Below are 22592 nucleotides of genomic sequence, written 5' to 3'. Positions count from 1 at the left end.
GCATGCGTGCCCTTGTCGCCCTGCTGTCGACCGCCGTGATCGCGGGATCGGTCGTCGTCGCCCCCACGGCGTCGGCTGCGCCGAGCCCTGTGGGCGCTCCTGGTGCCGGTGACCCGTACTTCCCCGGCTACGGCAACGGCGGCTACGACGTCCGCCACTACCGGATCGACGCGGGCTACGACTCCGAGCGCGGCCGGCTCCGCGGGACGACGCGGATCCGGGCCGTCGCCACGAAGCGCCTGACCCGCTTCAACCTCGACCTGCTGCTCGACGCGTCCTCGGTGCGCGTCGACGGCCGCCGCGCGAAGGTGTCGCAGCGCGGGCGCGAGCTGGTGGTCACCCCTGCCCGGGCCCTCCGCAAGGGCGAGAAGTTCGTCGCGACCGTGCGCTACGCCGGGCGGCCGGCGACCGTACGCCGCAACGGCGTGTCACCGTTCCTCACCACCGACTCCGGTGCCGTCGCGGTCGGTCAGCCGGAGGTCGCGCCGTGGTGGTTCGCGAGCAACGACCACCCGAGCGACAAGGCGACGTTCGACATCCGTCTGCGCGCCCCTCGTGGCCAGCAGGCGATCAGCGTCGGCCGTCTGGCCGGCCGTCGTGCGGTGGCCGGGGGGACGCAGTGGCGCTGGGTGATGCGCAAGCCGATGGCGACCTACCTCGCGTTCGCCGCCTGGGGGCGCTTCCGCATCGAGCGGGGCAAGGCTGGCGGTGTCCGCTACCTCTACGCGTACGACAAGGCGCTGGGCCCGACGGTCCGCCGCCGCGCCGTCCGGTCGATGCGCGCGACCCCGAAGGTCACCGCGTTCCTGAGCCGCCGCCTCGGTCCGTACCCGTACGGAGACCTCGGCGGGGTCGTGACGTCCGCGCCGCTCGGCTTCGCGCTGGAGACCCAGGCCCGCCCCGTCTACGACGCCGACTTCTTCCGGCACGGCTACAGCTTGGAGTCGGGGCGCAACACCTCGGTCGTCGCCCACGAGATCGCCCACCAGTGGTTCGGCAACTCGGTGTCGTTGCGCCGGTGGCGCGACATCTGGCTCAACGAAGGCCTCGCGACCTACATGGAGTGGCTCTGGGACGAGTCGCGCGGGCTCGGTTCGGTGCAGGCGGTCTTCGACGACTGGTACGAGGGCACGACGAAGCGGTTCTGGCGGCTCCCCATCGGCAGGCCGGGGCGCGCCCACCTCTTCGACAACGCGGTCTACGTCCGAGGGGCGATGACGGTCCACGTGCTGCGCCGTGAGATCGGTGACGCCGCGTTCTTCTCGCTGCTGCGGCAGTGGGTGCGCGAGCGCCGGCACGGCAACGGCACGACGGCGCAGTTCGTCGCGCTCGCCGAACGCGTCAGCGGTCAGCAGCTCGACGGGTTGTTCGACGCCTGGCTCTACGGCCGGACGCGTCCCGCGCGCTGACGTCGAGGGGCACCCGCAGCGCGTGGAGCGTGGTGGCGAGCCCGTCGTACTGGCACACCAGCAGGACGATCTCCACCAGGCTCCTCGGCGGGAAACGTGCCGCGAGCCTCTCCCAGGTGGCGTCGTCGACGTCGCGGGTACGCACGAGCGCGTCCGCGACGTCGAGGAGCGCCTGCTCGTCCTCCGACCAGGGCCACCTCGCTTCGGGGTCGGTCACGGCGGCGATCTCGTCAGCGCTGAGCCCCGCGCGCGCGCCCAGCCGCCGGTGGTGGTCGAGCTCGTACGCGGACTCGCGCAGCGCGGCCACGCGGAGGATCACCAGCTCGGCCTGCCGGCGGGGGAGCGTCCCGAACGGCATCAGGCGGCCGGAGTAGTGGAGCCACCCTCGGAACAGCCCACGCGTACGGCCGAGGGTCGAGAACACGTGGACGTCGCGGACACCGATCACCCGCGAGGCGACCCGTGCGAGCGCCGCGTTGAGCAGCCCGAGGTCGCGTCGGTCGCCGGGGGAGACGCGAGGGGCGGCGCTCACCCGGCGTCCTCCGGCTGCGGCGTGGTCAGCGGGGCGTGCTCGCGGCGGGCGACGTCGAGAGCGTGACGCACGCGGGAGCGGCGCAAGGTCCGCTCGACCGCGCGCTGGACGGCCGAGCGGGCGGGCACGGCGGCGCGGACGAAGCGGGGCGACGTGATGACGCGGGCGCGCCGGGCGATGCCGCGCTCGAGTGCCGCGATCGCGTGCTCGAGCGGCGCGACCCGGCCGACCGGGGTGCCGCGGACGAGGAGGGACGCCGCCTCGGTCCCGAACCCACGGCTGGTCATGTCCGTGTCCAGCTCGCCGAAGTAGGCGACGCCGACACGGGCGCCCGTGGGCGCCAGCTCGAGCCGCAGGGTGTCCCCGAGTGCCTCGACGCCCGCCTTCGAGGCGGAGTACGCGCCCATCAGCGGGAGGTGGACGGCTGCGGCGAGGGACGAGACCAGCAGCGCGTACCCACGGTCGTGGCTCACGTGCGGCGCCGCGAAGCGCACGGTGTCGTAGACACCGGTCAGGTTCACCGCCAGCGTCCGGTCCCAGACGTACGGGTCTCCGCCGACGAGCGGGAGCTGGGCCGCGACACCGGCGTTGGCGACGACGACGTCCAGGCCTCCGAGCGTGGTGACGGCGTCGCCCACGGTGGTGGCCAGGGACGCCCGGTCCGTGACGTCGCAGACGAACCACGGGGCGTCTCCCGCGCGCGCCGCCGTCGCGGCGAGCGCGTCGGGCTCGAGCCCGAGAAGCGCCACCTCGGCGCCCCGGTCGGCGAGGCGGACCGCCAGCGCTGCGCCGATGCCCCGGGCGGCGCCGGTCACGAGCACACGCCGTCCGGAAAGTCCGCCTGCGGTGGCCACGCGCACACTATGGCGCGGGCGGCGCCGTGGTGTCGAGGTCTGCGGCGGTGTCGAAGCCCGCGGTGGCGTCCAGCAACGGGGCGACGCGCGGCGACAGCTCGGTCTGGAGAGCGATGACCGTGGCGACCCGCACGATCGACGGCTCGGACACCACGGCGTCGAGGACGCGCTGGAGATCGGTGTTCGAGCGGGCGACGACGCGGCACCACAGGTCGCCGGCACCGGTGATCGTGCACGCCTCCAGCACCTCGGGGATCGAGGCGAGGTGCTCGGCGGCGGGGGAGCGGCCCGCTCCTTGGACGACCTCGAGCGTGAGGAACGCCGTCACCGGGAAGCCGAGCGCCTCGGGCGACACGGTCGGCGACCACGAGGAGATCACCCCTCGCTCGCCGAGCCGGTCGAGCCTGGACTGGACCGTCGCCCGCGCGACCCCGAGGCGGCGGGAGGCCTCGAGGACGCCGATCTTGGGCTCGTCGAGGAACAGGCGGACGATCTGGGCGTCGAGGTCGTCGATCGGGGCCACCCGGTCAGCATAGGGTGAGGTATGCACAACGAGGCGTTCGTGCTGGCCCTCGCCGACGCGCTCGGCGACGTCGTCGTGACCGATGCCGACAGGCTGGCCTCCTACCGGACCGACCGCGCGATGTTCTGCGACGCGGGGACACCGTGCGCGGTGGTGCTCGCCCGCGAGACCGCGCACGTCGCCGAGGCCGTACGCGTCGCCGCGGCCCACGGCGTCCCCGTCGTCGCGCAGGGCGCGCGCAGCGGGTTGTCGGGTGCCGCGAACGCGGTCGACGGCTGTCTCGTCATCGCGCTCGAGCGGATGAACCGTGTCCTCGAGATCGACACCGACGAGCGTCTCGTCGTCACCCAGCCCGGGGTGCTCAACGCCGACCTGTCGCGCGCCGTGGCCGAGCAGGGCCTGTTCTACCCGCCCGACCCGAGCTCGTGGGAGTTCTGCACGATCGGCGGCAACCTCGCGACCAACTCGGGCGGCTTGTGCTGCGTGAAGTACGGCGTGACCACGGACTACGTCCTCGCGCTGGAGGTCGTCCTCGCCTCGGGCGAGGTGCTGCGGACCGGACGTCGCACGGTCAAGGGCGTCGCCGGGTACGACGTGACCCGGCTGTTCGTCGGCTCGGAGGGGACGCTCGGCATCATCACCGAGGCGACGCTGCGGCTGCGGCCCGCCGCGCACCGTCCGCGCACGCTCGCCGCGACGTTCGGCTCGGTCCACGAGGCGGCCGAGGGGATCGCGGCGATCACCCGCTCGGCGGTCGTCCCCAACCTGCTGGAGCTCATGGACGCGACCAGCCTGCGCGCCGTCGACGCGATGCTGCACCTCGGCTTCGACCCCGCTGTCGGCGCGCTCGTCCTCGCCCAGTCCGACGCCGCCGGAGCCGCGGGAGAGGAGGAGATCAGCGCCATCGCCGCGCAACTGCGAGACGCCGGGGCGTACGACGTGGTGCTGGCCGCAGACGACGCCGAGGCGGCCCTGCTGCTCACGGCGCGCCGGGAGGTCCTCACCGCGTTCGAGGCGATGGGCACGACGATGGTCGACGACGTCTGCGTCCCGCGCAACCGGATCGCCGACCTGGTCGACGGCGTCGAGGAGATCGCCGCGAAGCGCGAGGTGGTGATCGGTGTCGTCGGGCACGCCGGCGACGGCAACTTCCACCCGTCGGTGATCTTCGACGCCGACGACCCTGAGGAGGCGGAGCGCGCCCACGCCGCCTTCGACGACATCATGGTGCTCGGCCTGGCGCTCGGCGGCACGATCACCGGGGAGCACGGCGTCGGCGTGCTGAAGCGCGACCTGCTCGCGCGCGAGATCGGGCCCGTCGGCATGAGCGTGCAGCGTGCGCTCAAGGAGGCGCTCGACCCGCACGGCCTCCTCAATCCCGGCAAGGTCCTCTAGTCTGGCCGCCATGGCTTCGCCCCTCCCTCTGCGTACGCGCGTGTTCGCGCGGGTCGAGAGGTTCGTCAACACCCCGATCGACCAGACGTCGCGAGAGGAGATCCCCGCCCGGCGCACCAAGCGCGCGAAGCTGCTGGGGAGCCGTCTCGGCAGGTTCGTCTCCGGCACGCCTCACCCGGACGCCCAGGTGAGCGACCGTCTGGTCGAGCTCGCGCCGGTGACGATCCCGGGTGTTGCTCCCGAGACCGAGCCGGTGACGCTGCGCGTGCGGCTCTACCAGCCGCCGACCCCCGGCCCCGAGCCGCTGCCGGTGGTCGTCCTCTTCCACGGCGGCGGATGGGTCCTGGGCGATCCCGAGCAGAACGAGTGGCTCGCGACCCACCTGGCGGTGCAGACGCCGTGCGTGGTCGCGTCGATCGCCTACCGGCTCGCCCCTGAGCACCCGTACCCCGCCGGCGTGCTCGACTCGTGGGCAGCGCTGCGGTGGGTCGCCGAGAACGCCGAGGAGCTCGGCGGCGACCCCGCGGCGCTCGTGGTCGTCGGCGACAGCGCCGGGGGCAACCTGGCTGCGGTCGTCGCCGCCCTGGCGGCCGAGAACGGTGGCCCCTCGCTTGCCGGACAGGCTCTGATCTACCCCGCGGTCGAGATGGAGGCGGTGCTCCCGTCCGAGATCGAGTTCGCCGACGCTCCGGTCCTCACCTCGCGCGGGATGCGCGCGTACGTCCGGCTCTACCTCGACGGCGCCGACCCGTACGCCCCGACGGCCGCGCCGCTGCACGGGTCGCTCGCGGGGGCGCAGGTGCCGGCGCTGATCCAGGTCGCCGGTCACGACCCGCTGCGCGACAACGGTCTCGTCTACGCCGAGGCGCTGCAGGGCAAGGGAGGCGACGTCACGCTCACGGACTACGGCGACGCCGTCCACGGGTTCCTGAGCCTGCCGGGGGTGTCGCCGTCGGCCTCGCGTGCCCGCGACGAGATCGTCGCGTTCGTCCGGCGAGTCACGCGCTAGCCAGCCTGGAGACACCTCGTGACGCCGCTCCCGTACATCGACGAGCACGTGGAGGTGGTCGCCGCGCCCCGGAGCGTGGTGTGGGCGGCGCTCGAGGACTATGCCGCGTCCGACCTCGCGCGAGGAGTCGGGACGGTCGGTTCGTTCCTCCTCGGGACGAAGCCGCGCGGCGGGTTCGCCGTACGGGAGCGCACGCCGGGCGAACGCCTGGTGCTCGGCGGCCGGCACCGCTTCTCGCGCTACCGCCTCGAGTTCGCGCTGGCGGACACGCCGCGGGGCGCGACCTCCCTCCGTGCGGCGTCCTTCGCGGAGTTCCCGGGGCCCCACGGCGCCGCGTACCGCGCGCTCGTCATCCGCAGCGGGCTGCACGTCGTCGCGACGACCCGGATGCTCCGTCAGATCAGCCGTCGTGCGACGTCGGCGTCTCGTCCCTAGGGCAGGAGCGCGAGCGTACGCAGGTCGGCCAGGGTGGCGTCGACGTCTTCGGAGGCGACACCGGTGAACCAGCGGCGTGCCGACTCCAGGCCCTGCTCGCCGATCGTCCCGAGGTCGTCGACGACGCGCTCGGGGTTGGCGAGCGCCAGCCGCTCCGCGACCGTGGCCGTGTCGGCGCCGTCGAGGCTGGCGCGCGTCGCGAGGAGGACGTTGAGCATCCCGTGGCGCACCCGGCCGGTGCTGGGCTCGCGCCACGCGACGGCGTGGGCGAGGTCGCCCACGCACCCGAAGCCGACCTCGCGGTCGAGCGCGTCACCGATCGCGCCGGCCAGCGCCTCGGTGGTCGGCGTGTCGTCGACGTCGCCGCCGCCCGTGCGCAGGAGGAGACGAAGGTCTTCCATGGCCAGGGTGTCGAGCGCGTGCTGCCAGCGTGAGGACCCCTCCGTACGGCCGTGGAGCGGCAGCGCCACCTCCACCTGGACGTCCTCGAGCAGACCCTCCGCGTCGAGCTGCGCAACCATCGCCGCCACGCGGTGCGCGCCTCGGGCGAGGTCGTCGAGGTCGCGGACCGCGGCGACCAGGCCCGCCAGCCGCAGGCCCGGCTGGCGCGACGCCCAGCGGACCGCCGGCTCGATGGCTCCGGCGCCTCCGGTCACGCTGACGACGACGTCCAGCGGGTCGGCGCCGAGCCCGTCCAGGACACCCTGCACGGACGGCAGGGCGGTGTCGGTGACCACGAGCGGGCCGAGGACGTCGAGGACGTCCCCGGCGACCGTACGGCGGGCCACGTGCGCGGCGACGACGTCGGCGAGCGGCGGCGCCCCCTCGACGAGCGAGGCGGCGTCGGAGACGAGGTCGACCAGGTACGGGGCGCTCACCCTTCGAATCTAGTGCAGACGTGGACGCCCGCAGCCAGTAGCGTCTGTCTATGGCACGCACGGACCCGACTCCGCCCCGAGGCCGCGACCGCTGGCGCCGAGATGCCTGGCCACGGGTGATCGCCACCCTGGATCCTGTCATCGACTACGAGCGCATCTCGTTCATCAACGCGCGCTACGAGTTCCCCTGGGACATCCAGCAGGCGTTGAGCTTCGCCCTGTTCCGGACGTTCGCGGTGCCGTCGATCGGGGTCCTGCTGCACGAGACGCAGGAGTTCACCGCGCGCACCCAGAAGCGTCACGACGACACGGTGCTCGTGCTCGACGCCGTGATCGAGGACGGCATGGAGACCCCGGGTGGGCGGGGCGCCGTCCGCCGGATGAACCAGATGCACGGCGCGTACGACATCAGCAACGACGACATGCGCTACGTGCTGGCGACGTTCGTCGTCACCCCGGTGCGCTGGATCGCCGAGTACGGGTGGCGCGACCTCACGCGTGCCGAGATCGAGGCGTCCACGCGCTCGTACACCCGGATGGGCGAGCTCATGGGCATCAAGGACATCCCCGCGTCGTACGAGGAGTTCGAGACGCTGCTCGACGACTACGAGCGCAAGAACTTCGCCTTCGACGCGCGCTCCCGCGAGGTCGCCGACGCGACGCTGGCGCTGCTGTGCTCGTACTACCCGAAGCCGCTGCGTCGCGGGGTCGAGGTGTTCTCCCGGGCGATCATGGACGACCACCTCCGCCAGGCGTTCGGGTACGCGACGCCGCCGCGGGCCGTGGTCGCCCTCTCGAAGGGCGCGCTGCGGCTGCGCGGACGGCTGCTGCGGCTGGCGCCTCCGCGGGTCCGGCCGTCCCGACCCGAGGAGCGGGGCGTGGTGCGGACGTACCTGCCGGGCGGCTACCGGATCGAGGACCTCGGCACCCATGTCGGGTGACTCCGCGCTCGCGCTCGCGCAGGAGTGGTGGCGCAAGCAGCGCTGGTACGGCAGGGCGACGCGCCCGCTGAACCGTGCGCGGCTCACCGTGGAGCTGGCCCGCAGGCACGCGTACGCCCGCGGTGTGGTCCACGGCGAGGCGTTGGAGATGCTCCGCGACGGGCGGCTGGAGATCGGTCCGCAGGTGTTCTTGGAGCCAGGTGTGTGGCTCACCGGCGGCCCGGACGCGCGCATCGTCCTCGGCGAGGGGACGTTCCTCAACCTCGGCGTGATGGTCGCGGCGTCGCAGCGGGTCGAGATCGGCGCCCACTGCATGATCGCGAACGGGTGCCTGATCACCGACTCGGCGCACCGCTACGACGACCCGGACGTGCCGGTGCCGTGGCAGGGGTTCACTTCGAAGGGCCCGACGGTCATCGGTGACAACTGCTGGCTCGGGGCGAACGTCGTCGTGACCAGCGGGGTGACGATCGGCGAGCGGTGCGTGATCGGGGCGAACTCCGTCGTCACCCGCGACGTGCCGGCGTTCTCCGTGGCGGCAGGCGCCCCTGCTCAGGTGGTCCGCTCGATCACGTACGACGACGTCAGGCGACCGTGACCCCGGCAGCGTCGAGGTCGGCGCGGGTCTGGGGGAGGTTCGCCTCCGAGACGGGAGCCGTGAGGTCGAGCAGCACCGTCGTGGCGAAGCCGTTCGCCGCCGCGTCGAGAGCGGTCGCCCGTACGCAGTAGTCGGTGGCGATCCCGACGACGTCGACGGCCTCGACACCGCGGTCCTTCAACCACGCGTCGAGCGCGTCGCCGGAGGCAGACCGGCCCTCGAAGCCGGAGTACGCGGCGTCGAACTGCCCCTTCTCGAAGACCACGGCGAACATGTCCTCGGTCAGCGGTGCGTGGAGCGCGTTGCCCTCCGTGCCGACCACGCAGTGCGGTGGCCACGAGTCGACGAAGTCCGGGGTGTCGCTGAAGTGGGTCCCGGGGTCGATGTGGTGGTCCTTCGTGGCCACCACGAGGTCGTACCCGCCGTCGGCGACGAGCGCGGCGATGCGCTCGGCGACCGCAGCGCCTCCGCTCACGGCGAGCGAGCCGCCCTCGCAGAAGTCGTTCTGGACGTCCACCACGACCAGGGCCTTGGTCATCGGATCCTCCGCTCAGTCGGTCTCGAAGACCGTCGGGATCGCGGGCTCGCCCCGCGACAGCTGACGCGCCTGCAAGGGTAGCTCTGCCAACGACTGCCGCCAGCGCTCGCGTGCCCGCTCGAGCGGCTCGTCGTGGACGCGCTCGCCGTCGCGCACCAGCGGCACCAGCAGCGGGCGGTCGTTGTCGTCGCCCTCGGGAGGCTCACCGATGCCGATCACCTCGGCGGTGGCGGTCCCGTTCTCGTCGAGCCGCCGCAGGGCGTACTTGCGTCCGCCGACCGACATCTTGTCCTTGCTCTTCTTCGCCACCGAGACCATGGTGGCGTCCGGACCCGTCCCGTCGGCGCGCGCCACCAGCTTGTAGACGAACCCGCACGTGGGGTGGCCCGACCCGGTGACCAGCGACGTGCCGACGCCGTACCCGTCGACCGGCGCGGCCGCGAGCCCGGCGATCGCGTACTCGTCGAGGTCGCTGGTGACGACGATCTTGGTGCCGGTCGCGCCCAGGTCGTCGAGCTGGCGGCGGACCTGCTTGGCCAGCAGCGGGAGGTCGCCGGAGTCGAGCCGGACGGCCCCGAGCCCGGTGCCCGCGACCTCGATGCCGAGACGCACGGCCTCGGTCACGTCGTAGGTGTCGACGAGCAGGGTCGTTCCGACGCCCAGCGACTCCACCTGCGCGGTGAACGCGTCGCGCTCGGTGTCGTGCAGCAGCGTGAACGAGTGCGCGGACGTGCCTGCCGTCGGGATCCCGTGGCGGCGACCCGCCTCGAGGTTCGAGGTGGTCGCGAACCCCCCGACGTACGCCGCGCGGGCGGAGGCGACCGCGGCACCCTCGTGGGTGCGCCGCGAGCCCATCTCGATGCACGGGCGGTCGCCGGCGGCCACGGTCATGCGTGCGGCCGCCGAGGCGATCGCCGAGTCGTGGTTGAGGATCGACAGCAGCACGGTCTCGAGCAGGACCGCCTCGCCGAAGGTGCCCTCGACGACGAGCACGGGGGACTGGGGGAAGTACGCCTCGCCCTCGGCGTAGCCCCAGACGTCGCCGCTGAAGCGGTAGTCGGCCAGCCAGGCGAGCGTCGGCTCGTCCACGACGGCGGTCTCGCGCAGGAACGCCAGGTCGTCCTCGGTGAAGCGGAAGTCGGCGAGCGCGTCGAGGGCCCGGCCGATCCCGGCGACCATGCCGTAACGGCGCCCGTCGGGAAGCCTGCGCGCGAAGAGCTCGAACACCGAGCGCCTGTCGGCCGTGCCGTCGGCCAGCGAGGCCTGCAGCATCGTGAGCTCGTAGTGGTCCGTGAGAAGCGCGGTGGAGGTCACGGCGTCAGCGTAGTGCCGCCCTCAGCGACGCACCCGGAACCGCTTGACCGCGTTCGGGCCTGCCCCCTTGCCGTTGACCGCCCGGACACGGACGGTGAGCGTGCCGCTGCGTAGCGTGCTGCGCTTGACGACGAGCTTGCGCGCGGACGGGCCGAGGGTGCGCGACACGAGGACCTTCTTGCCCTTCCTGATCACGACCTTGTAGCGGAGGATGCGGGTGCCGCCGGTGGCCGCAGGGGCCTTCCAGCGGATCGTGCGCTTCCTGGCGCCGGCCTTGCCGTTCACCTTGAGCGCGCGCGGCTTCGACGGTGCGGTGACGGCGGGCGCCGGAGGCGCCGGCGGACGCGGGGCGGGCGGTGCGGCCAGCGCAGGGAAGCGGACGACCCGGCCGGGCACGACGTCGTTGGCGACCCAGAGTCGGCCGGCGGGGTCGAGCGCGAGGTCGGTCGGACGTTCGAGCTGGGTGGCAGGTCCCTTGATGACCGTGACCGGTGCGGTGTTCCCCGTCGCGCCGGCGGCGAAGACGCGGATCGCCTCGTCGCCGTGGTCGGCGACGTACACGCGTCCGTAGCGGTCCACCGCGACCCCGGCGACGTGGGTCAGGCCCGTCGCGGGGCCGGTGAGCGTCCGCGACGGCGTGTCAGGTCCGGTGGCCGTGGAGGTGAAGACCTTCACGTACGGGGCGACGCCGTTGCCGCCGGTCACGTACAAGGACGATCCGTCGACCGCGACGCCGATGGGGGCCTGCGTGCTCAACGTCCGCACCCGCGTGGGCGAGCCGACGTCGAACCGTACGACCTCGTCGGTCGCCCCGCTGGTGACCCACAGGCTCGTCGCTGAGGTGAGGGCGAGGTCGTTGGGGGCGGAGAGCATGGACGACGACCCGATCGCCGTCTGCATCGTGAACCCGTTGCCGGTCGCGGGGACGGTGAAGGTGCGGATCGTGTTGTCGTTGTACGCGGCCATGTGCAGCCTGCCGTCGGCGCCCACCGCGACGGCCTTCGGCGTCGTCAGGAAGCTCATCAGGGGCGAGGTCGAGTCGAGGACCGCAGACGGTGCCCGGTTGCCCGTGGCGTCGGCCTCGAACACCCGCACCGATCCTGGCGTCGTGCCGTCCCAGAAGTTGCTGACGAAGATCCTCCCGTCCGGGCCGAGCGCGAGACCGACGGCACGTTGGAGCCCGGTGGCGAACCCGGTGAGCACACGGTCTGGCGCCAGGTCGACGTCGGCGGCAGCCGCTTGCGGTGCCGAGGCGAGGACAAGGCTTCCGGAGGCAAGGGAGACGGCGGTGAGGGAGGAGGCGAGGGCTCGTCGCATGGGCGGCATCAGACCAGTGCTGCAGGGTCGCGCGGTTCCCGTTTGCACGTGCGCCACAATGGGCCGGGTGAGCACGCCAGCGCCGATCGAGCTCGACGAGCCGGAGACCGACGAGGTCACCGAGCTCGACCGACCGTGGGTCACCATCGTCTGGAACGACCCGGTCAACCTCATGTCGTACGTGGCCTACGTGTTCAAGAGCTACTTCGGCTACTCCGACTCCAAGGCGCACGAGCTGATGATGCGCGTCCACAACGACGGCAGGGCCGTGGTCTCGTCCGGACCCCGCGAAGAGATGGAGCGTCACGTGCAGGCCATGCACGAGTACGGCCTGTGGGCCACCCTGCAGCGGGAGGACGCGTGAGGGCGTTCGAGCGGCGCAAGCGCGGTCGCGTCCGGGGCGAGTTCGAGCCGGCCGAGGCCGCGCTCCTCGTCAACCTGCTCAGCCAGATCGTCGAGCTGCTGCGTGACCGCAACGGTCCTGAGGAGTCGTCGCCGGATCCGCTCTTCGGCCAGCTCGGCGCGACCGGGTCGTCGTTGCCGCCGGACGATCCGGTGCTGCGTCGCCTGCTTCCTGACGCCTACCGCGACGACGACGAGGCGGCCGGAGACTTCCGTCGCTTCACCGAGCGCAGCCTGTCGAGCGCGAAGGTCGAGAACGCCCAGGCCGTGGTGGCCTCCCTGGCCGCGGGCGGGTTCGACCTCGAGGACCCGGAGCGGTCCGAGGACCCGGTGGAGGTCGAGCTCGGCGACCGTGCCGTGCAGGCGTGGCTGCGGGCGCTGACCGACGTGCGCCTGGCCCTGGCCGTCCGCCTCGGCATCGAGTCCGAGGAGGACGCCGAGGCCGCAGCGGACAGCGACGACGAGGCGGTGTCGGTCGTCGTCGACATCTACGAGTGGCTCGGCTTCGTGCAGGACTCGCTCGTCCAGGTCCTGGACTGACGTGCCGCAGCCCACGCGCTCCCGGTGGTGCGTGGTCACCTTCGTCGAGCCCGCGGCGGCCGAGTTCGGCCGGGACGCCTGGCCGCTGCACGTGACGTGGGTCCCACCCTTCGACGCGGCTGAGGACGACGTCGTCCGGGCGCTCGGCGCGGTGCTCGACGGTCGGCGACCCGTCGAGACAAGTGCTCTCGCGGAGCAGTGGTTCGGACGTCGGCGCGACGTCCGCGTCGCCGAGCTCGCCCACGGGCCCGGGGTGGAGGCGTTGCACCGCGCGCTGCTCGCCACGCTGGCCGAGAGCGGCGTCGACGTCCGGGCGATGCGCCACGTCGGCGATGCGTTCCGGCCGCACGTGTCGGAGCAGGGCGGCCGTTTCGTGGAGGTCGGCACGAGCGTCCGGCTGGCGGACGTCTCGCTCGTCGCCATGCGCCCCGGGGGAGACCCGCGGAGACGGCAGGTCGTACGGTCGTGGCCGCTGGCCGACCCGGCACCGGCGCGCTGACCACCGCTGACCTGCACGGACGTGCGCTGGCCCACACCCGGGCCTCCCGCATCGTGGATGCGACGCGTCCGCCATTCGGGACCGCGTACCCTGTCAGACGTGCTGACCATCGACCAGGCGACGTACGACGCGATCATCGCGCACGCCCGCCGGGACCATCCTGACGAGGCCTGCGGCGTGGTCGCGGGGGCCGTCGGCTCGGACCTGCCGACCCGTTTCGTGCCGATGGTGAACGCGGCGATGTCGCCCACGTTCTACGAGTTCGACTCGACCGACCTGCTGCGGCTCTACCAGGAGATGGACGACAACGACGAGGAGCCGGTCGTCGTCTACCACTCGCACACCGCGACCGAGGCGTACCCGTCCCGTACGGACGTCAACCTCGCCGGGGAGCCCGGCGCCCACTACGTCCTCGTGTCGACCCGCGACGGCGCCCACGAGAGCGGTCCTGTCGAGTTCCGGTCGTTCCGGATCGTCGACGGCGAGGTCACCGAGGAAGAAGTCCGCGTCGTCGCGCGTTATGACGACGTCACCACCCACACCACGAAGAACGAGGAAGCTGACGTCTGATGGCCATCGAGGTCCGTGTCCCCACCATCCTCCGCACCTACACCGACGGAGAGAAGAAGGTCACCGCAGCCGGTGACTCGGTCAGCGCCCTGATCGACGACCTCGAGGCGAACCACGCCGGGATCAAGGACCGGCTGGTCGAGGACGGACAGCCGCGCCGCTTCGTGAACATCTACGTCAACGACGAGGACATCCGCTTCTCGGGCGGTCTCGAGACGCCGCTGTCCGACGGCGACGTCGTCGTGATCCTGCCCGCGGTCGCCGGCGGCGCGCGCTGAGCGGCGTCCCGTACGCCCTGCGCTGACACCATGCGCTTCGACAACCTGGTCGACTCCGTCGGCAACACCCCTCTGGTGGGGCTGCCGCGGCTGTCGCCGACGCCCGAGGTCCGGATCTGGGCAAAGCTCGAGGACCGCAACCCGACCGGCTCGATCAAGGACCGCGCCGCGCTGGCGATGATCGAGCGCGCGGAGGCCGAGGGCGTGCTGCGTCCCGGCTGCACGATCCTGGAGCCGACCTCGGGCAACACCGGCATCTCGCTGGCGATGGTCGCCAAGCTGCGCGGCTACCGGATGGTCTGCGTGATGCCCGAGAACACCTCGGAGGAGCGGCGCCAGCTCCTGCGGATGTGGGGGGCGGAGATCGTCTCCTCACCGGCGGCCGGGGGCTCCAACGAGGCCGTACGCGTGGCCAAGCGCGTCGCCGAGGAGCACCCCGACTGGGTGATGCTCTACCAGTACGGCAACACCGCCAACGCCGACGCGCACTACCGCGGCACCGGCCCGGAGATCCTGGCCGACCTTCCCGAGGTGACGCACTTCGTCGGCGGGCTCGGCACGACCGGCACCCTGATGGGGGTCGGCCGATTCTTCCGCGAGGCCAAGCCCGAGGTGCGCATCGTCGCCGCGGAGCCGCGCTACGGCGAGCTCGTGTACGGGCTGCGCAACCTCGACGAGGGGTTCGTGCCGGAGCTGTACGACCCGCAGTACATCGACGGCCGCTTCTCCGTCGGGCCCCGCGACGCCGTACGCCGCGTCCGCGAGCTGCTGGAGTCCGAAGGCATCTTCGCCGGCATCTCGACCGGTGCGATCCTGCACGCCGCTCTCGCCCAGGCCGCGAAGGCCGTGAAGGCGGGGGAGTCGGCCGACATCGTGTTCGTGGTCGCCGACGGCGGCTGGAAGTACCTCTCGACCGGCGCGTACGAGGGCACCATCGACGAGGCCGAGGAGCGGCTCGAGGGCCAGCTCTGGGCCTGATCCGCCTCAGCGCGCGAACGAGCCCGTCGACCCGTCGATCAGCTCGCGGAGGATGTCCGCGTGGCCGGCGTGGCGGGCGTACTCCTCGACCATGTGGAGGAGCACCCACCGCAGCGTGACCGTCGGGCCGTACCAGGCGGTGCCGGTGTCGAGGACGTCGTGCTCCTCGATCACCGCGTCGGCAGCGGCCCGCGCCATCGCGAAGTAGGCGAGCACGCCCTCGGTCGTCTCCCACGGCTCGAGGCGCCAGTCGGAGTCCCAGTCGTCGTCGGTGTACGGCACCTCGAGCGACTCGCGGCCGAAGGTGGCGCAGAACCACGCGTACTCGACGGACGCCAGGTGCTTCACCATCCCGAGCAGGGTGGTGCCCGACGGGACCATCGGTCGTCGCAGGTCCTCCTCGGACAGGCCGTCAACCTTCCAGAGGATCGCGTCGCGGTGGCGGTCGAGCGCCACGGACAGGCACTCCTTCTCGTCGCCGGTGTACGGCACGCGCTTCATCGACCTACCGTGGCACGCGTGCGGGTCACGTGACGCGACTCGCTGTGGCCTGGGCCGCATTGTGTTTCGTGCGTGTGAAACGCCCACTAGGCTCGCTCGGGTGAACGACGCGCCCATCGGCATCTTCGACTCCGGCTTCGGCGGGCTGACCGTCGCCCGCGCCGTCATCGACCAGCTGCCGAACGAGGCGGTCCTCTACCTGGGCGACACGGCCCGCCAGCCGTACGGGCCGCAGCCCATCGGCGACGTCCGCGAGTACGCCCTCGAGTGCCTCGACCACCTCGTCGACCGTGGGGTGAAGGCCCTCGTCATCGCCTGCAACTCGGCGAGCGCCGCGGTGCTGCGCGACGCGCGCGAGCGCTACGACGTCCCGGTGGTCGAAGTGATCGTGCCGGCGACACGTCGTGCCGTCGCGGCCACCCGCAACCACCGCGTGGGCGTCATCTGCACGCAGGCGACGAAGACGTCGATGGCCTACGAGGACGCGTTCGCCGCCAACCCCTCCGTCGAGCTCACCGTCGTGGCGTGCCCGCGGTTCGTCGAGTTCGTCGAGGCCGGGGTGACGTCGGGACCCGAGCTGCTGGAGGTCGCCCACGAGTACCTCGCGCCGCTGCAGGCCGTCGGCGTCGACACGCTCGTCCTCGGCTGCACCCACTACCCGCTGCTCACCGGCGTCATCTCGTACGTGGTCGGCGACGAGGTGACCCTCGTGTCGAGCGCCGACGAGACCGCCAAGGACGTCTACGCCCTCCTGGTGCGCCACGGGCTGGAGCGGACCGCCACGACGCCGCCGGAGCACCGCTTCCTCACGACCGGGCAGCCCGAGGAGTTCCGCACGCTCGGTCGCCGCTTCCTCGGCCCCGAGATCGAGCAGGTGGACCAGTTCTCGTCGCTCGGCACCAGCGCGTGGGTGGGCCTATGAGGCTGACGATCGTCGGGTGCGCCGGCTCCTACCCGGGGCCGGACTCCGCTGCCAGCTGCTATCTCGTCGAGGCACCGTACGAGGACCGCACCTACCGCCTGGTCGTCGACCTCGGCAACGGCGCGCTCGGCGTCCTGCAGCAGTACGCGGGCCTGGCCGACCTCGATGCGATCGCGATCTCGCACCTGCACCCGGACCACTACATGGACATCTGCGGCATGTACGTCTACCGCAAGTACGTGCCCGGCGGTCCGCTTCCCCGCATCCCGCTGTGGGGTCCCGAGGGGAGCGCGCGGCGGTTCGCCGAGGCGTACGACCTCCCGCTCGACCCGGGCATGACCGAGGAGCTCGACGTCTCGACGTGGCGCGACGGCGAGCCCGTCGCGCTGGGGCCCTTCACGGTGACGCCGACGCGTGTCGACCACCCGGTCGAGTCGTTCGCGCTGCGGATCGAGGCTGACGGCCGCGTCCTCACGTACTCGGGCGACACCGGGCCGACGCCCGCGCTCGTCGAGGCGGCTCGCGGTGCCGACGTCTTCCTCTGCGAGGCGTCGTTCACCGACGGCCCGGCGAACCCGCCGAACCTTCATCTCACCGGGACGGAGGCCGGCGAGGCCGCGACGGCGGCCGGTGCCGGCCGCCTGCTGCTCACCCACGTCCCGACCTGGACCGACCACGACACCGTCGCGGCGGAGGCGAAGGCGGCCTTCGCCGGACCGAGCGAGCTCGTCGCGCCCGGCAACGTCTACGAGGTGTGACGCAGGCCGGGAGGCCACCGCGTTAGGCTCGCGGGCATGAGTTCCCGCAAGGACGGCCGCGCCGTCGACGAGCTGCGCCCTGTCACCATCACCCGTAACTGGCTCGACCACGCCGAGGGCTCGGTGCTGGTCGAGTTCGGACGTACGAGGGTCCTGTGCGCGGCGAGCGTGACCGAGGGTGTGCCGCGCTGGCGGCGCGACTCGGGGCTCGGCTGGGTGACGGCCGAGTACGCGATGCTCCCACGCGCGACCCACACTCGCTCCGACCGTGAGTCCGTCAAGGGGCGCATCGGCGGTCGTACGCACGAGATCTCCCGTCTCATCGGCCGCTCGCTGCGCGCCGTGATCGACTACAAGGCGCTGGGGGAGAACACCATCGTCATCGACTGCGACGTCCTTCAGGCCGACGGCGGCACGCGTACCGCGGCGATCACGGGCGCGTACGTCGCGCTGGCCGACGCCGTCTCCTACCTGCGGGGCCGCGGAGCGCTCGTGTCGGAGCCGCTCACCGGCTCGGTCTCGGCGGTCTCGGTCGGGATCATCGACGGCACCCCCATGCTCGACCTCCCGTACGACGAGGACGTCCGCGCGGAGACCGACATGAACGTGGTCATGACCGGGGCGGGAGCGTTCGTCGAGGTCCAGGGCACCGCTGAGGGCGCGCCGTTCGACCGCGCGGAGCTCGACGCGCTGCTCGCGCTCGCCGAGAAGGGCTGCGCCGACCTCACCGCGATCCAGACCGCGGCGCTCGAGGGTGGGGCGGCGTGATGGCGGAGTCGACCGCAGGACGCCGCGTCGTCCTCGCGAGCCACAACAAGGGCAAGCTCGCCGAGCTGCGGCGGATCCTGGAGCCGGAGCTGCCGGGGATCGAGGTCCTCGGGCTCGACGACATCGGCGACTTCGCCGAGCCGGTCGAGGACCAGCCGACGTTCGAGGGCAACGCGCTGCTCAAGGCGCGTGCGGCCGCGAAGGCGACCGGCCTCCTGTCGTTGGCCGACGACTCGGGCATCTGCGTCGACGCGCTCAACGGCATGCCGGGCGTCTTGTCGGCGCGCTGGAGCGGACGCCCGCAGGAGGGTGACTCCCGCCCAGTCGCCGAGCGCAACAACGCCCTCCTCCTCGACCAGCTCGCCGACGTCCCCGACGACCGTCGCGGCGGGGAGTTCCGCTGCGCGATGGCGCTGGTGACGCCCAGCGGGGCCGAGGTCGTCGAGATCGGCATCATGCGCGGCCGCGTCCAGCGCGGACCGACCGGCGACGGCGGCTTCGGGTACGACCCGCTGTTCGTCGCCGAGGGCTACGACGTGTCGACCGCGGAGCTGTCCGCGGACGACAAGGACGCGATCAGCCACCGGGGCAAGGCGCTTCGCGCGATGGTCCCCCGCCTCGTCGCCCTGCTGGCCTGAGGCTCGCCGTGCGTACCGTCCTGCCGCTGCTGCGCATCGCCGCCCTCGCCGCGTGCGCGTTCGCGTTCGTGGCGACGTGGCGTGCGCTCAGCTCCACCGGGATGCCCAGCCCTGAGGGCATGAGCGGCGACTCGCTGTGGTGGTACACCCACCAGGACGACGTGCGTCAGGTCGGGCTGGTCGTCCTCGGGGCCGCGCTCGTGACGATGCTGGTCCCGACGATGCTCGTGACGCTGGGCGGGGCGTTCGTGGTCGCCGCGTACGCGTGGATCGTCGGCGAGGGGTCGTCGTGGCTCGAGCAGCCGGGGGCGTGGTGGATCTTCGCGGTCGCCCTCGTCGCGATCGCGCTCGTCCGCCAGGTCGTCCGGCCCCGTCGCAGCAGCGTGGGTCAGACGCCGCCGGCGTAGCCCTGCTGCCGCCAGGCCTCGTACACGACGATCGCCGTCGAGTTGGCGAGGTTCAGCGAGCGACGCGCCGGCTGCATCGGGATCCGCAGCCGCTCGGTGACGCGGCGGTCGGCGAGGACGTGCTCGGGCAGCCCGGTCGGCTCCGGCCCGAACAGGAACACGTCGCCCGGCTCGTACGCGATGTCGGCGTACGAGGTGGTGGCGCCGGTCGTGAACGCGAAGACGCGCACGGGGTCGAGCGCCTTGAACGCCGCATCGAGGTCGGTGTGGACCGAGACGTCGGCGAGGTCGTGGTAGTCGAGGCCGGCACGCTTCAGCTTGGCGTCCGACAGGTCGAATCCCAGCGGCTCCACGAGGTGCAGCTGGGCGCCGGTCGCGGCCGCCAGCCGGATCGCGTTGCCGGTGTTGGGCGGGATCCGCGGCTCGTAGTAGAGGATCCGGAACATCGTCCGAGGTTATCGCGGGTGCCTCGAGGGACCGATCGGGCGGATACTACGAAGCGTGACCACGTCGATGGACTTCGTGCGCGCGGACCCCCGCGGGCCGTACGCCGGCGCGGTCGTGTCGATGGTCGGCTACCGGCAGCGGGGGATCACCCAGCGGCTGCACCGCGGCCTGCCCTCACCCTTCCTGACGTTCGTCGTCGCGCTGGACTCTCCCGTCGTGGTGGGAGAGCGCGAGGACGACGACGCGCCGCTCGCCGCGTACGACATGCTCGGCCCCCTCGCGACCCGGCCGGCGTTCATCGACCAGCCCGACAGCCAGGAGGGCGTCCAGCTGGCCGTGCACCCCTTCGCGGCGCGCTGGCTCCTCGGCGCCCCCGCCAGCCGGCTCCCCGGGCTGGCGCTGGATCTCGGGGACGTCCTCGGGCCGTCCGCGGCGGCGCTGCGCCAGCGCATCGGCGACACCGGGGACTGGCACGAGCGGTTCGCGGTCGTCCGCGACTTCCTCGCGACTCGCGCGCGTACGGCCAACGGCGCGGCCGTGACCCCTCCCCGGCCCGAGGTGGTCGAGGGATGGCGGTGGATCGTGGCGCACGGCGGCAACGGCCGGGTCGACGACCTCGCGGCGCATGTCGCGCTCAGCCCGCGTCGGCTCCGGGCCGTGTTCGTCGACGAGCTCGGCCTCGGCCCGAAGGCGCTCGGGCGGCTCGTCCGCTTCGAGCGCGCCGTCGCGATGGTGCGCGACCAGGTCGCCCGACCCGGAGCGCAGTCGCTGAGCGACGTGGCGGCCCGTGCCGGGTACGCCGACCATGCCCACCTGGTGCACGAGTTCCAGGAGATGGCGGGGACGTCGCCGACCGGCTGGCTCGCCGAGGAGCGCCGAAACATCCAAGCCGGAGGGCACGCCGGGGCGGCAGGGTGAGGGCATGAGCACTCAACCGCAGACCACGACACCGGACAAGACCGTGTGGCCGGCGCTCGCCGCGCGCGACGCGCTCGGTCTGATCGACTTCCTCGAGAAGGCATTCGGCTTCCGCCGCGTCATCGTCCTCGCCGACGGAGACCACGTCCAGCATGCCGAGCTCGCCTGGCCTGAAGGCGGCGGCATCATGATGGGCTCGGAGAAGACCGAAGGTCACTGGCAGCAGAAGGCCGGCACGTTCGGGGCGTACGTCGTGACCGACAACCCCGATGCGCTGTACGAGCGGGCGAAGGCCGCCGGCGCGACCATCGTCATGGAGCTCACGACGACCGACTACGGGAGCCGCGACTTCATCGCGACCGACCCCGAGGGCAACTCCTGGTCGTTCGGGACCTACCGAGGAGAGCCGCACTGACGATCGGCCAGACGTCAACGCGGTCCTTCGGTGCCACGAGATGACACCGAGGGACCGCGCTCCGGTGTCTTCTGTTCGACTCGTACAACCGAAGGGGGGCTTCACCGCGTCTGAGAGCGTGAGATCGACTCCCCAGGAGGACCGATGGCCGGACGAGGCGACGCGTTCTCGGAGTTCGCCCGGGCGTTCGCGACCGGCAAGGTCGTACGGGACGTCCAGGTCACGGCGATGACCTTCGGCGACCTCTCGCCCGACGGGCGCTTCGCGAGGCTCGTCGACGACGTGTGGTCGAGCGACGGCAGACCGACCGAGCAGCGGGCTCGCGTCGTCTCCCTCGACTCGGGCGGGGAGGTCATGCTGCCCGGCGGGGGCGAGTTCGGGTGGACGCCGGACGGCAACACGCTGACCGTCGACGCGCGGCGCAACCGCATCACGGTCTGCGATCCTGGGGACGGGACCTGCGACAAGATCAGGCTCGCGATCGGCAAGGGCAGGATCAAGCTCGGAGGGCTCCCGTACGAGAGCTGAGCCGCACGAGCGGGGCCGCACGAGAGCGGGGCGTCCATGCAGATCCAGCCGTTCACCGTCGAGATCGACCAGAGCGACCTCGACGACCTTCGCCACCGCGTCCGCGCGACGCGGTGGCCCGACCCTGAGCCGGTCGAGGACTGGTCGCAGGGGGTTCCGCGCGCGGCGATGCGCGAGCTGGCCGCCTACTGGGCCGACCACTACGACTGGCGGCGCCTCGAGGCACGGCTGAAGACGGTCCCGCAGCTCCGCACCCGCATCGACGGTGTCGACATCCACTTCCTCCACGTCGAGTCCTCGCACCCGGACGCGATCCCGCTCGTGCTCACGCACGGCTGGCCCGGGTCGTTCGTGGAGTTCCTCGACGTGCTCGAACCCCTGGCGGAGCCGGTCGACGACAGCATGGCCTTTCACGTCGTGGTGCCGTCGCTGCCGGGGTATGGGTTCAGCGGAAGGCCGACGGAGACCGGGTGGGGGATCGAGCGGATCGCGCGGGCGTGGGCGGAGCTGATGCGCCGGCTCGGCTACGACCGGTACGGGGCGAGCGGCGGTGACTGGGGGACCAGCATCAGCACGATGCTCGGGCTGCGCGACCCCGAGCACGTCCTCGGGCTGCACCTGACGCCGCCGCTCGTCGCCCCGGAGGTCACCGATCCGTCCGCACTCACCCCGTACGAGCGCGAGAGCCTGGAGCTGCTCGCGGGGACCGTCGACGGGTCGGCGTACGCGCGGCTGCACGCGACGCGACCGCAGACCCTCGGCTACGGCCTCAGTGACTCACCGGTGGGCCTCGCGGCGTGGATCTTCGAGAAGCTGGCCGCCTGGGCGGACGTGCCCTCGCCGGATCGGATCTTCGAGGTGCTCGACCGCGACCGCGTCCTCGACAACATCACGCTCTACTGGCTGACCGGGACCGCGGCCTCGTCGGCGCGGCTCTACTGGGAGAGCCACGCGACGGTCGACGGGTGGTTTCGAGACGGGACCACGGACCGCATCGACGTCCCGGTGGGTGCGGCGGTCTTCCGCGACAACCCCCGGCCGTCACGGCGGTGGGCCGAGCAGCGGTTCAGCGACATCCGCTACTGGAGCACGCCGGAGCGCGGGGGACACTTCGCGGCGTTCGAGCAGCCGGAGATCTTCGTACGCGAGCTGCGGGCGTCGTTCGCGGCGATGCGCGAGCGGCCGTGACGACGGGTGCCGGTGACAGGACTCGAACCTGCACGTCTCGCGACACAGGAACCTAAATCCTGCGTGTCTACCAGTTCCACCACACCGGCCCG

30 protein-coding genes and 1 tRNA gene are annotated in these 22592 nt (G+C 72.3%); 21 read left to right on the top strand and 10 right to left on the bottom strand.

Features of this window, described 5'->3' with window-relative positions; all coding sequences use genetic code 11:
• Positions 1–2: 2 nt before the first annotated feature.
• Positions 3–1409 (top strand): M1 family metallopeptidase, encoded by a 1407-nt coding sequence (locus NYZ95_RS06425; protein WP_262849874.1) that lies wholly within the window; start codon positions 3–5, stop codon positions 1407–1409.
• Here the strand turns inward: NYZ95_RS06425 and NYZ95_RS06420 are convergent.
• From NYZ95_RS06420 to NYZ95_RS06410, 3 genes are read right to left on the bottom strand one after another with little or no spacing between them, the layout of a single operon-like run.
• The gene (locus tag NYZ95_RS06420; RefSeq protein ID WP_262849872.1) at positions 1342–1941 is read right to left on the bottom strand and encodes a carboxymuconolactone decarboxylase family protein; all 600 of its coding nucleotides are present in this window, start codon (positions 1939–1941) and stop codon (positions 1342–1344) included. The two genes, NYZ95_RS06425 and NYZ95_RS06420, sit on opposite strands and share 68 nt — an antisense overlap.
• On the bottom strand, positions 1938–2795 hold the full coding sequence (locus NYZ95_RS06415; RefSeq protein WP_262849870.1) for an SDR family NAD(P)-dependent oxidoreductase: 858 nt from the start codon (positions 2793–2795) through the stop codon (positions 1938–1940). The genes NYZ95_RS06420 and NYZ95_RS06415 overlap by 4 nt, the downstream gene beginning before the upstream one ends.
• A gap of 7 nt (positions 2796–2802) precedes the next feature.
• Positions 2803–3318: an Lrp/AsnC family transcriptional regulator gene (locus tag NYZ95_RS06410; RefSeq protein WP_262849868.1), complete on the bottom strand. Its 516-nt coding sequence runs from the start codon at positions 3316–3318 to the stop codon at positions 2803–2805.
• Positions 3319–3339: 21 nt separating this feature from the next.
• Here NYZ95_RS06410 and NYZ95_RS06405 point away from each other — a divergent pair, with 21 nt between their 5' ends.
• Genes NYZ95_RS06405 through NYZ95_RS06395 form a run of 3 tightly spaced genes read left to right on the top strand, consistent with a single transcriptional unit; the run spans position 3340 to position 6157 of the window.
• Positions 3340–4713, top strand: coding sequence for an FAD-binding oxidoreductase (locus tag NYZ95_RS06405; RefSeq protein WP_262849866.1), 1374 nt, complete (start codon positions 3340–3342; stop codon positions 4711–4713).
• A 10-nt stretch (positions 4714–4723) separates the two neighbouring features.
• Positions 4724–5722 (top strand): alpha/beta hydrolase, encoded by a 999-nt coding sequence (locus NYZ95_RS06400; RefSeq protein WP_262849865.1) that lies wholly within the window; start codon positions 4724–4726, stop codon positions 5720–5722.
• A gap of 18 nt (positions 5723–5740) precedes the next feature.
• The gene (locus NYZ95_RS06395) at positions 5741–6157 is read left to right on the top strand and encodes a hypothetical protein (protein ID WP_262849863.1); all 417 of its coding nucleotides are present in this window, start codon (positions 5741–5743) and stop codon (positions 6155–6157) included.
• On the opposite strand, the gene NYZ95_RS06390 is transcribed toward NYZ95_RS06395, so the two are convergent.
• Entirely contained in the window at positions 6154–7035 is an 882-nt protein-coding gene (locus NYZ95_RS06390; RefSeq protein ID WP_262849861.1) for a hypothetical protein, read from the bottom strand. The genes NYZ95_RS06395 and NYZ95_RS06390 overlap by 4 nt on opposite strands.
• Positions 7036–7085: 50 nt before the next feature.
• Between NYZ95_RS06390 and NYZ95_RS06385 the strand changes: the two genes are divergently transcribed.
• Entirely contained in the window at positions 7086–7976 is an 891-nt protein-coding gene (locus tag NYZ95_RS06385; protein ID WP_262849860.1) for an oxygenase MpaB family protein, read from the top strand.
• Positions 7966–8574, top strand: coding sequence for an acyltransferase (locus NYZ95_RS06380; RefSeq protein WP_262849858.1), 609 nt, complete (start codon positions 7966–7968; stop codon positions 8572–8574). Before NYZ95_RS06385 ends, NYZ95_RS06380 begins: the two co-directional genes overlap by 11 nt.
• Here the strand turns inward: NYZ95_RS06380 and NYZ95_RS06375 are convergent.
• The 3 genes from NYZ95_RS06375 to NYZ95_RS06365 are packed head-to-tail and all read right to left on the bottom strand — an operon-like array spanning position 8561 to position 11743.
• Complete coding sequence (locus NYZ95_RS06375; RefSeq protein WP_262849856.1) at positions 8561–9112, bottom strand: isochorismatase family protein; 552 nt, start codon at positions 9110–9112, stop codon at positions 8561–8563. The two genes, NYZ95_RS06380 and NYZ95_RS06375, sit on opposite strands and share 14 nt — an antisense overlap.
• A 12-nt stretch (positions 9113–9124) precedes the next feature.
• Positions 9125–10426: a nicotinate phosphoribosyltransferase gene (locus NYZ95_RS06370; RefSeq protein ID WP_262849854.1), complete on the bottom strand. Its 1302-nt coding sequence runs from the start codon at positions 10424–10426 to the stop codon at positions 9125–9127.
• Between the two features lie 21 nt (positions 10427–10447).
• Positions 10448–11743 (bottom strand): fibronectin type III domain-containing protein, encoded by a 1296-nt coding sequence (locus NYZ95_RS06365; protein ID WP_262849852.1) that lies wholly within the window; start codon positions 11741–11743, stop codon positions 10448–10450.
• A 58-nt stretch (positions 11744–11801) separates the two neighbouring features.
• On the opposite strand from NYZ95_RS06365, the gene clpS reads away from it, so the two are divergent.
• From clpS to NYZ95_RS06335, 6 genes are all read left to right on the top strand, one after another.
• Entirely contained in the window at positions 11802–12107 is a 306-nt protein-coding gene (gene clpS / locus NYZ95_RS06360) for an ATP-dependent Clp protease adapter ClpS (protein WP_262849850.1), read from the top strand.
• On the top strand, positions 12104–12685 hold the full coding sequence (locus NYZ95_RS06355; RefSeq protein WP_262849849.1) for a DUF2017 domain-containing protein: 582 nt from the start codon (positions 12104–12106) through the stop codon (positions 12683–12685). Before clpS ends, NYZ95_RS06355 begins: the two co-directional genes overlap by 4 nt.
• Positions 12686–12716: 31 nt before the next feature.
• Complete coding sequence (locus NYZ95_RS06350) at positions 12717–13184, top strand: 2'-5' RNA ligase family protein (protein ID WP_262849848.1); 468 nt, start codon at positions 12717–12719, stop codon at positions 13182–13184.
• Positions 13185–13283: 99 nt separating this feature from the next.
• Positions 13284–13754: a M67 family metallopeptidase gene (locus NYZ95_RS06345; RefSeq protein WP_262849847.1), complete on the top strand. Its 471-nt coding sequence runs from the start codon at positions 13284–13286 to the stop codon at positions 13752–13754.
• A complete protein-coding gene (locus NYZ95_RS06340) occupies positions 13754–14032 on the top strand; it encodes a MoaD/ThiS family protein (RefSeq protein ID WP_262849846.1) in 279 nt (92 codons plus the stop codon). The genes NYZ95_RS06345 and NYZ95_RS06340 overlap by 1 nt, the downstream gene beginning before the upstream one ends.
• A gap of 30 nt (positions 14033–14062) precedes the next feature.
• Positions 14063–15010: a PLP-dependent cysteine synthase family protein gene (locus tag NYZ95_RS06335; protein ID WP_262849845.1), complete on the top strand. Its 948-nt coding sequence runs from the start codon at positions 14063–14065 to the stop codon at positions 15008–15010.
• A gap of 6 nt (positions 15011–15016) precedes the next feature.
• On the opposite strand, the gene NYZ95_RS06330 is transcribed toward NYZ95_RS06335, so the two are convergent.
• A complete protein-coding gene (locus NYZ95_RS06330; RefSeq protein ID WP_262849844.1) occupies positions 15017–15511 on the bottom strand; it encodes a DinB family protein in 495 nt (164 codons plus the stop codon).
• Positions 15512–15611: 100 nt separating this feature from the next.
• Here NYZ95_RS06330 and murI point away from each other — a divergent pair, with 100 nt between their 5' ends.
• From murI to NYZ95_RS06305, 5 genes are read left to right on the top strand one after another with little or no spacing between them, the layout of a single operon-like run.
• Positions 15612–16433 carry a glutamate racemase gene (gene murI, locus NYZ95_RS06325; protein ID WP_262849843.1) on the top strand — a complete coding sequence of 274 codons (822 nt, stop codon included), beginning with the start codon at positions 15612–15614 and terminating at the stop codon, positions 16431–16433.
• The gene (locus tag NYZ95_RS06320) at positions 16430–17191 is read left to right on the top strand and encodes an MBL fold metallo-hydrolase (RefSeq protein ID WP_262849842.1); all 762 of its coding nucleotides are present in this window, start codon (positions 16430–16432) and stop codon (positions 17189–17191) included. Before murI ends, NYZ95_RS06320 begins: the two co-directional genes overlap by 4 nt.
• 36 nt (positions 17192–17227) lie before the next feature.
• Positions 17228–17959 carry a ribonuclease PH gene (gene rph / locus NYZ95_RS06315; protein WP_262849841.1) on the top strand — a complete coding sequence of 244 codons (732 nt, stop codon included), beginning with the start codon at positions 17228–17230 and terminating at the stop codon, positions 17957–17959.
• Positions 17959–18597, top strand: a complete 639-nt coding sequence (locus NYZ95_RS06310; RefSeq protein WP_262849840.1) for a non-canonical purine NTP pyrophosphatase — start codon at positions 17959–17961, stop codon at positions 18595–18597. Before rph ends, NYZ95_RS06310 begins: the two co-directional genes overlap by 1 nt.
• 8 nt (positions 18598–18605) lie before the next feature.
• A complete protein-coding gene (locus NYZ95_RS06305) occupies positions 18606–19004 on the top strand; it encodes a hypothetical protein (protein WP_262849839.1) in 399 nt (132 codons plus the stop codon).
• On the opposite strand, the gene NYZ95_RS06300 is transcribed toward NYZ95_RS06305, so the two are convergent.
• A complete protein-coding gene (locus tag NYZ95_RS06300; RefSeq protein WP_262849838.1) occupies positions 18986–19450 on the bottom strand; it encodes a tRNA (cytidine(34)-2'-O)-methyltransferase in 465 nt (154 codons plus the stop codon). The two genes, NYZ95_RS06305 and NYZ95_RS06300, sit on opposite strands and share 19 nt — an antisense overlap.
• Positions 19451–19505: 55 nt before the next feature.
• Here NYZ95_RS06300 and NYZ95_RS06295 point away from each other — a divergent pair, with 55 nt between their 5' ends.
• The 4 genes from NYZ95_RS06295 to NYZ95_RS06280 all read left to right on the top strand — a co-directional run bounded on the left by NYZ95_RS06295 (position 19506) and on the right by NYZ95_RS06280 (position 22500).
• A complete protein-coding gene (locus NYZ95_RS06295; RefSeq protein WP_262849836.1) occupies positions 19506–20369 on the top strand; it encodes a helix-turn-helix domain-containing protein in 864 nt (287 codons plus the stop codon).
• A 4-nt stretch (positions 20370–20373) separates the two neighbouring features.
• On the top strand, positions 20374–20784 hold the full coding sequence (locus tag NYZ95_RS06290) for a VOC family protein (RefSeq protein WP_262849835.1): 411 nt from the start codon (positions 20374–20376) through the stop codon (positions 20782–20784).
• A gap of 144 nt (positions 20785–20928) precedes the next feature.
• Positions 20929–21312, top strand: coding sequence for a hypothetical protein (locus tag NYZ95_RS06285; RefSeq protein ID WP_262849834.1), 384 nt, complete (start codon positions 20929–20931; stop codon positions 21310–21312).
• Positions 21313–21348: 36 nt separating this feature from the next.
• Positions 21349–22500: an epoxide hydrolase family protein gene (locus tag NYZ95_RS06280; RefSeq protein WP_262849833.1), complete on the top strand. Its 1152-nt coding sequence runs from the start codon at positions 21349–21351 to the stop codon at positions 22498–22500.
• Positions 22501–22507: 7 nt separating this feature from the next.
• On the opposite strand, the gene NYZ95_RS06275 is transcribed toward NYZ95_RS06280, so the two are convergent.
• A tRNA-Leu gene (locus tag NYZ95_RS06275) sits at positions 22508–22589 on the bottom strand.
• Positions 22590–22592: the final 3 nt, after the last annotated feature.

It is taken from the genome of Mumia quercus (assembly GCF_025506335.1).
Lineage (GTDB): Bacteria > Actinomycetota > Actinomycetes > Propionibacteriales > Nocardioidaceae > Mumia > Mumia quercus.
The sequence above is the reverse complement of the archived record's forward strand: the minus strand, read 5'-3'. Positions and strand labels throughout refer to the sequence as shown.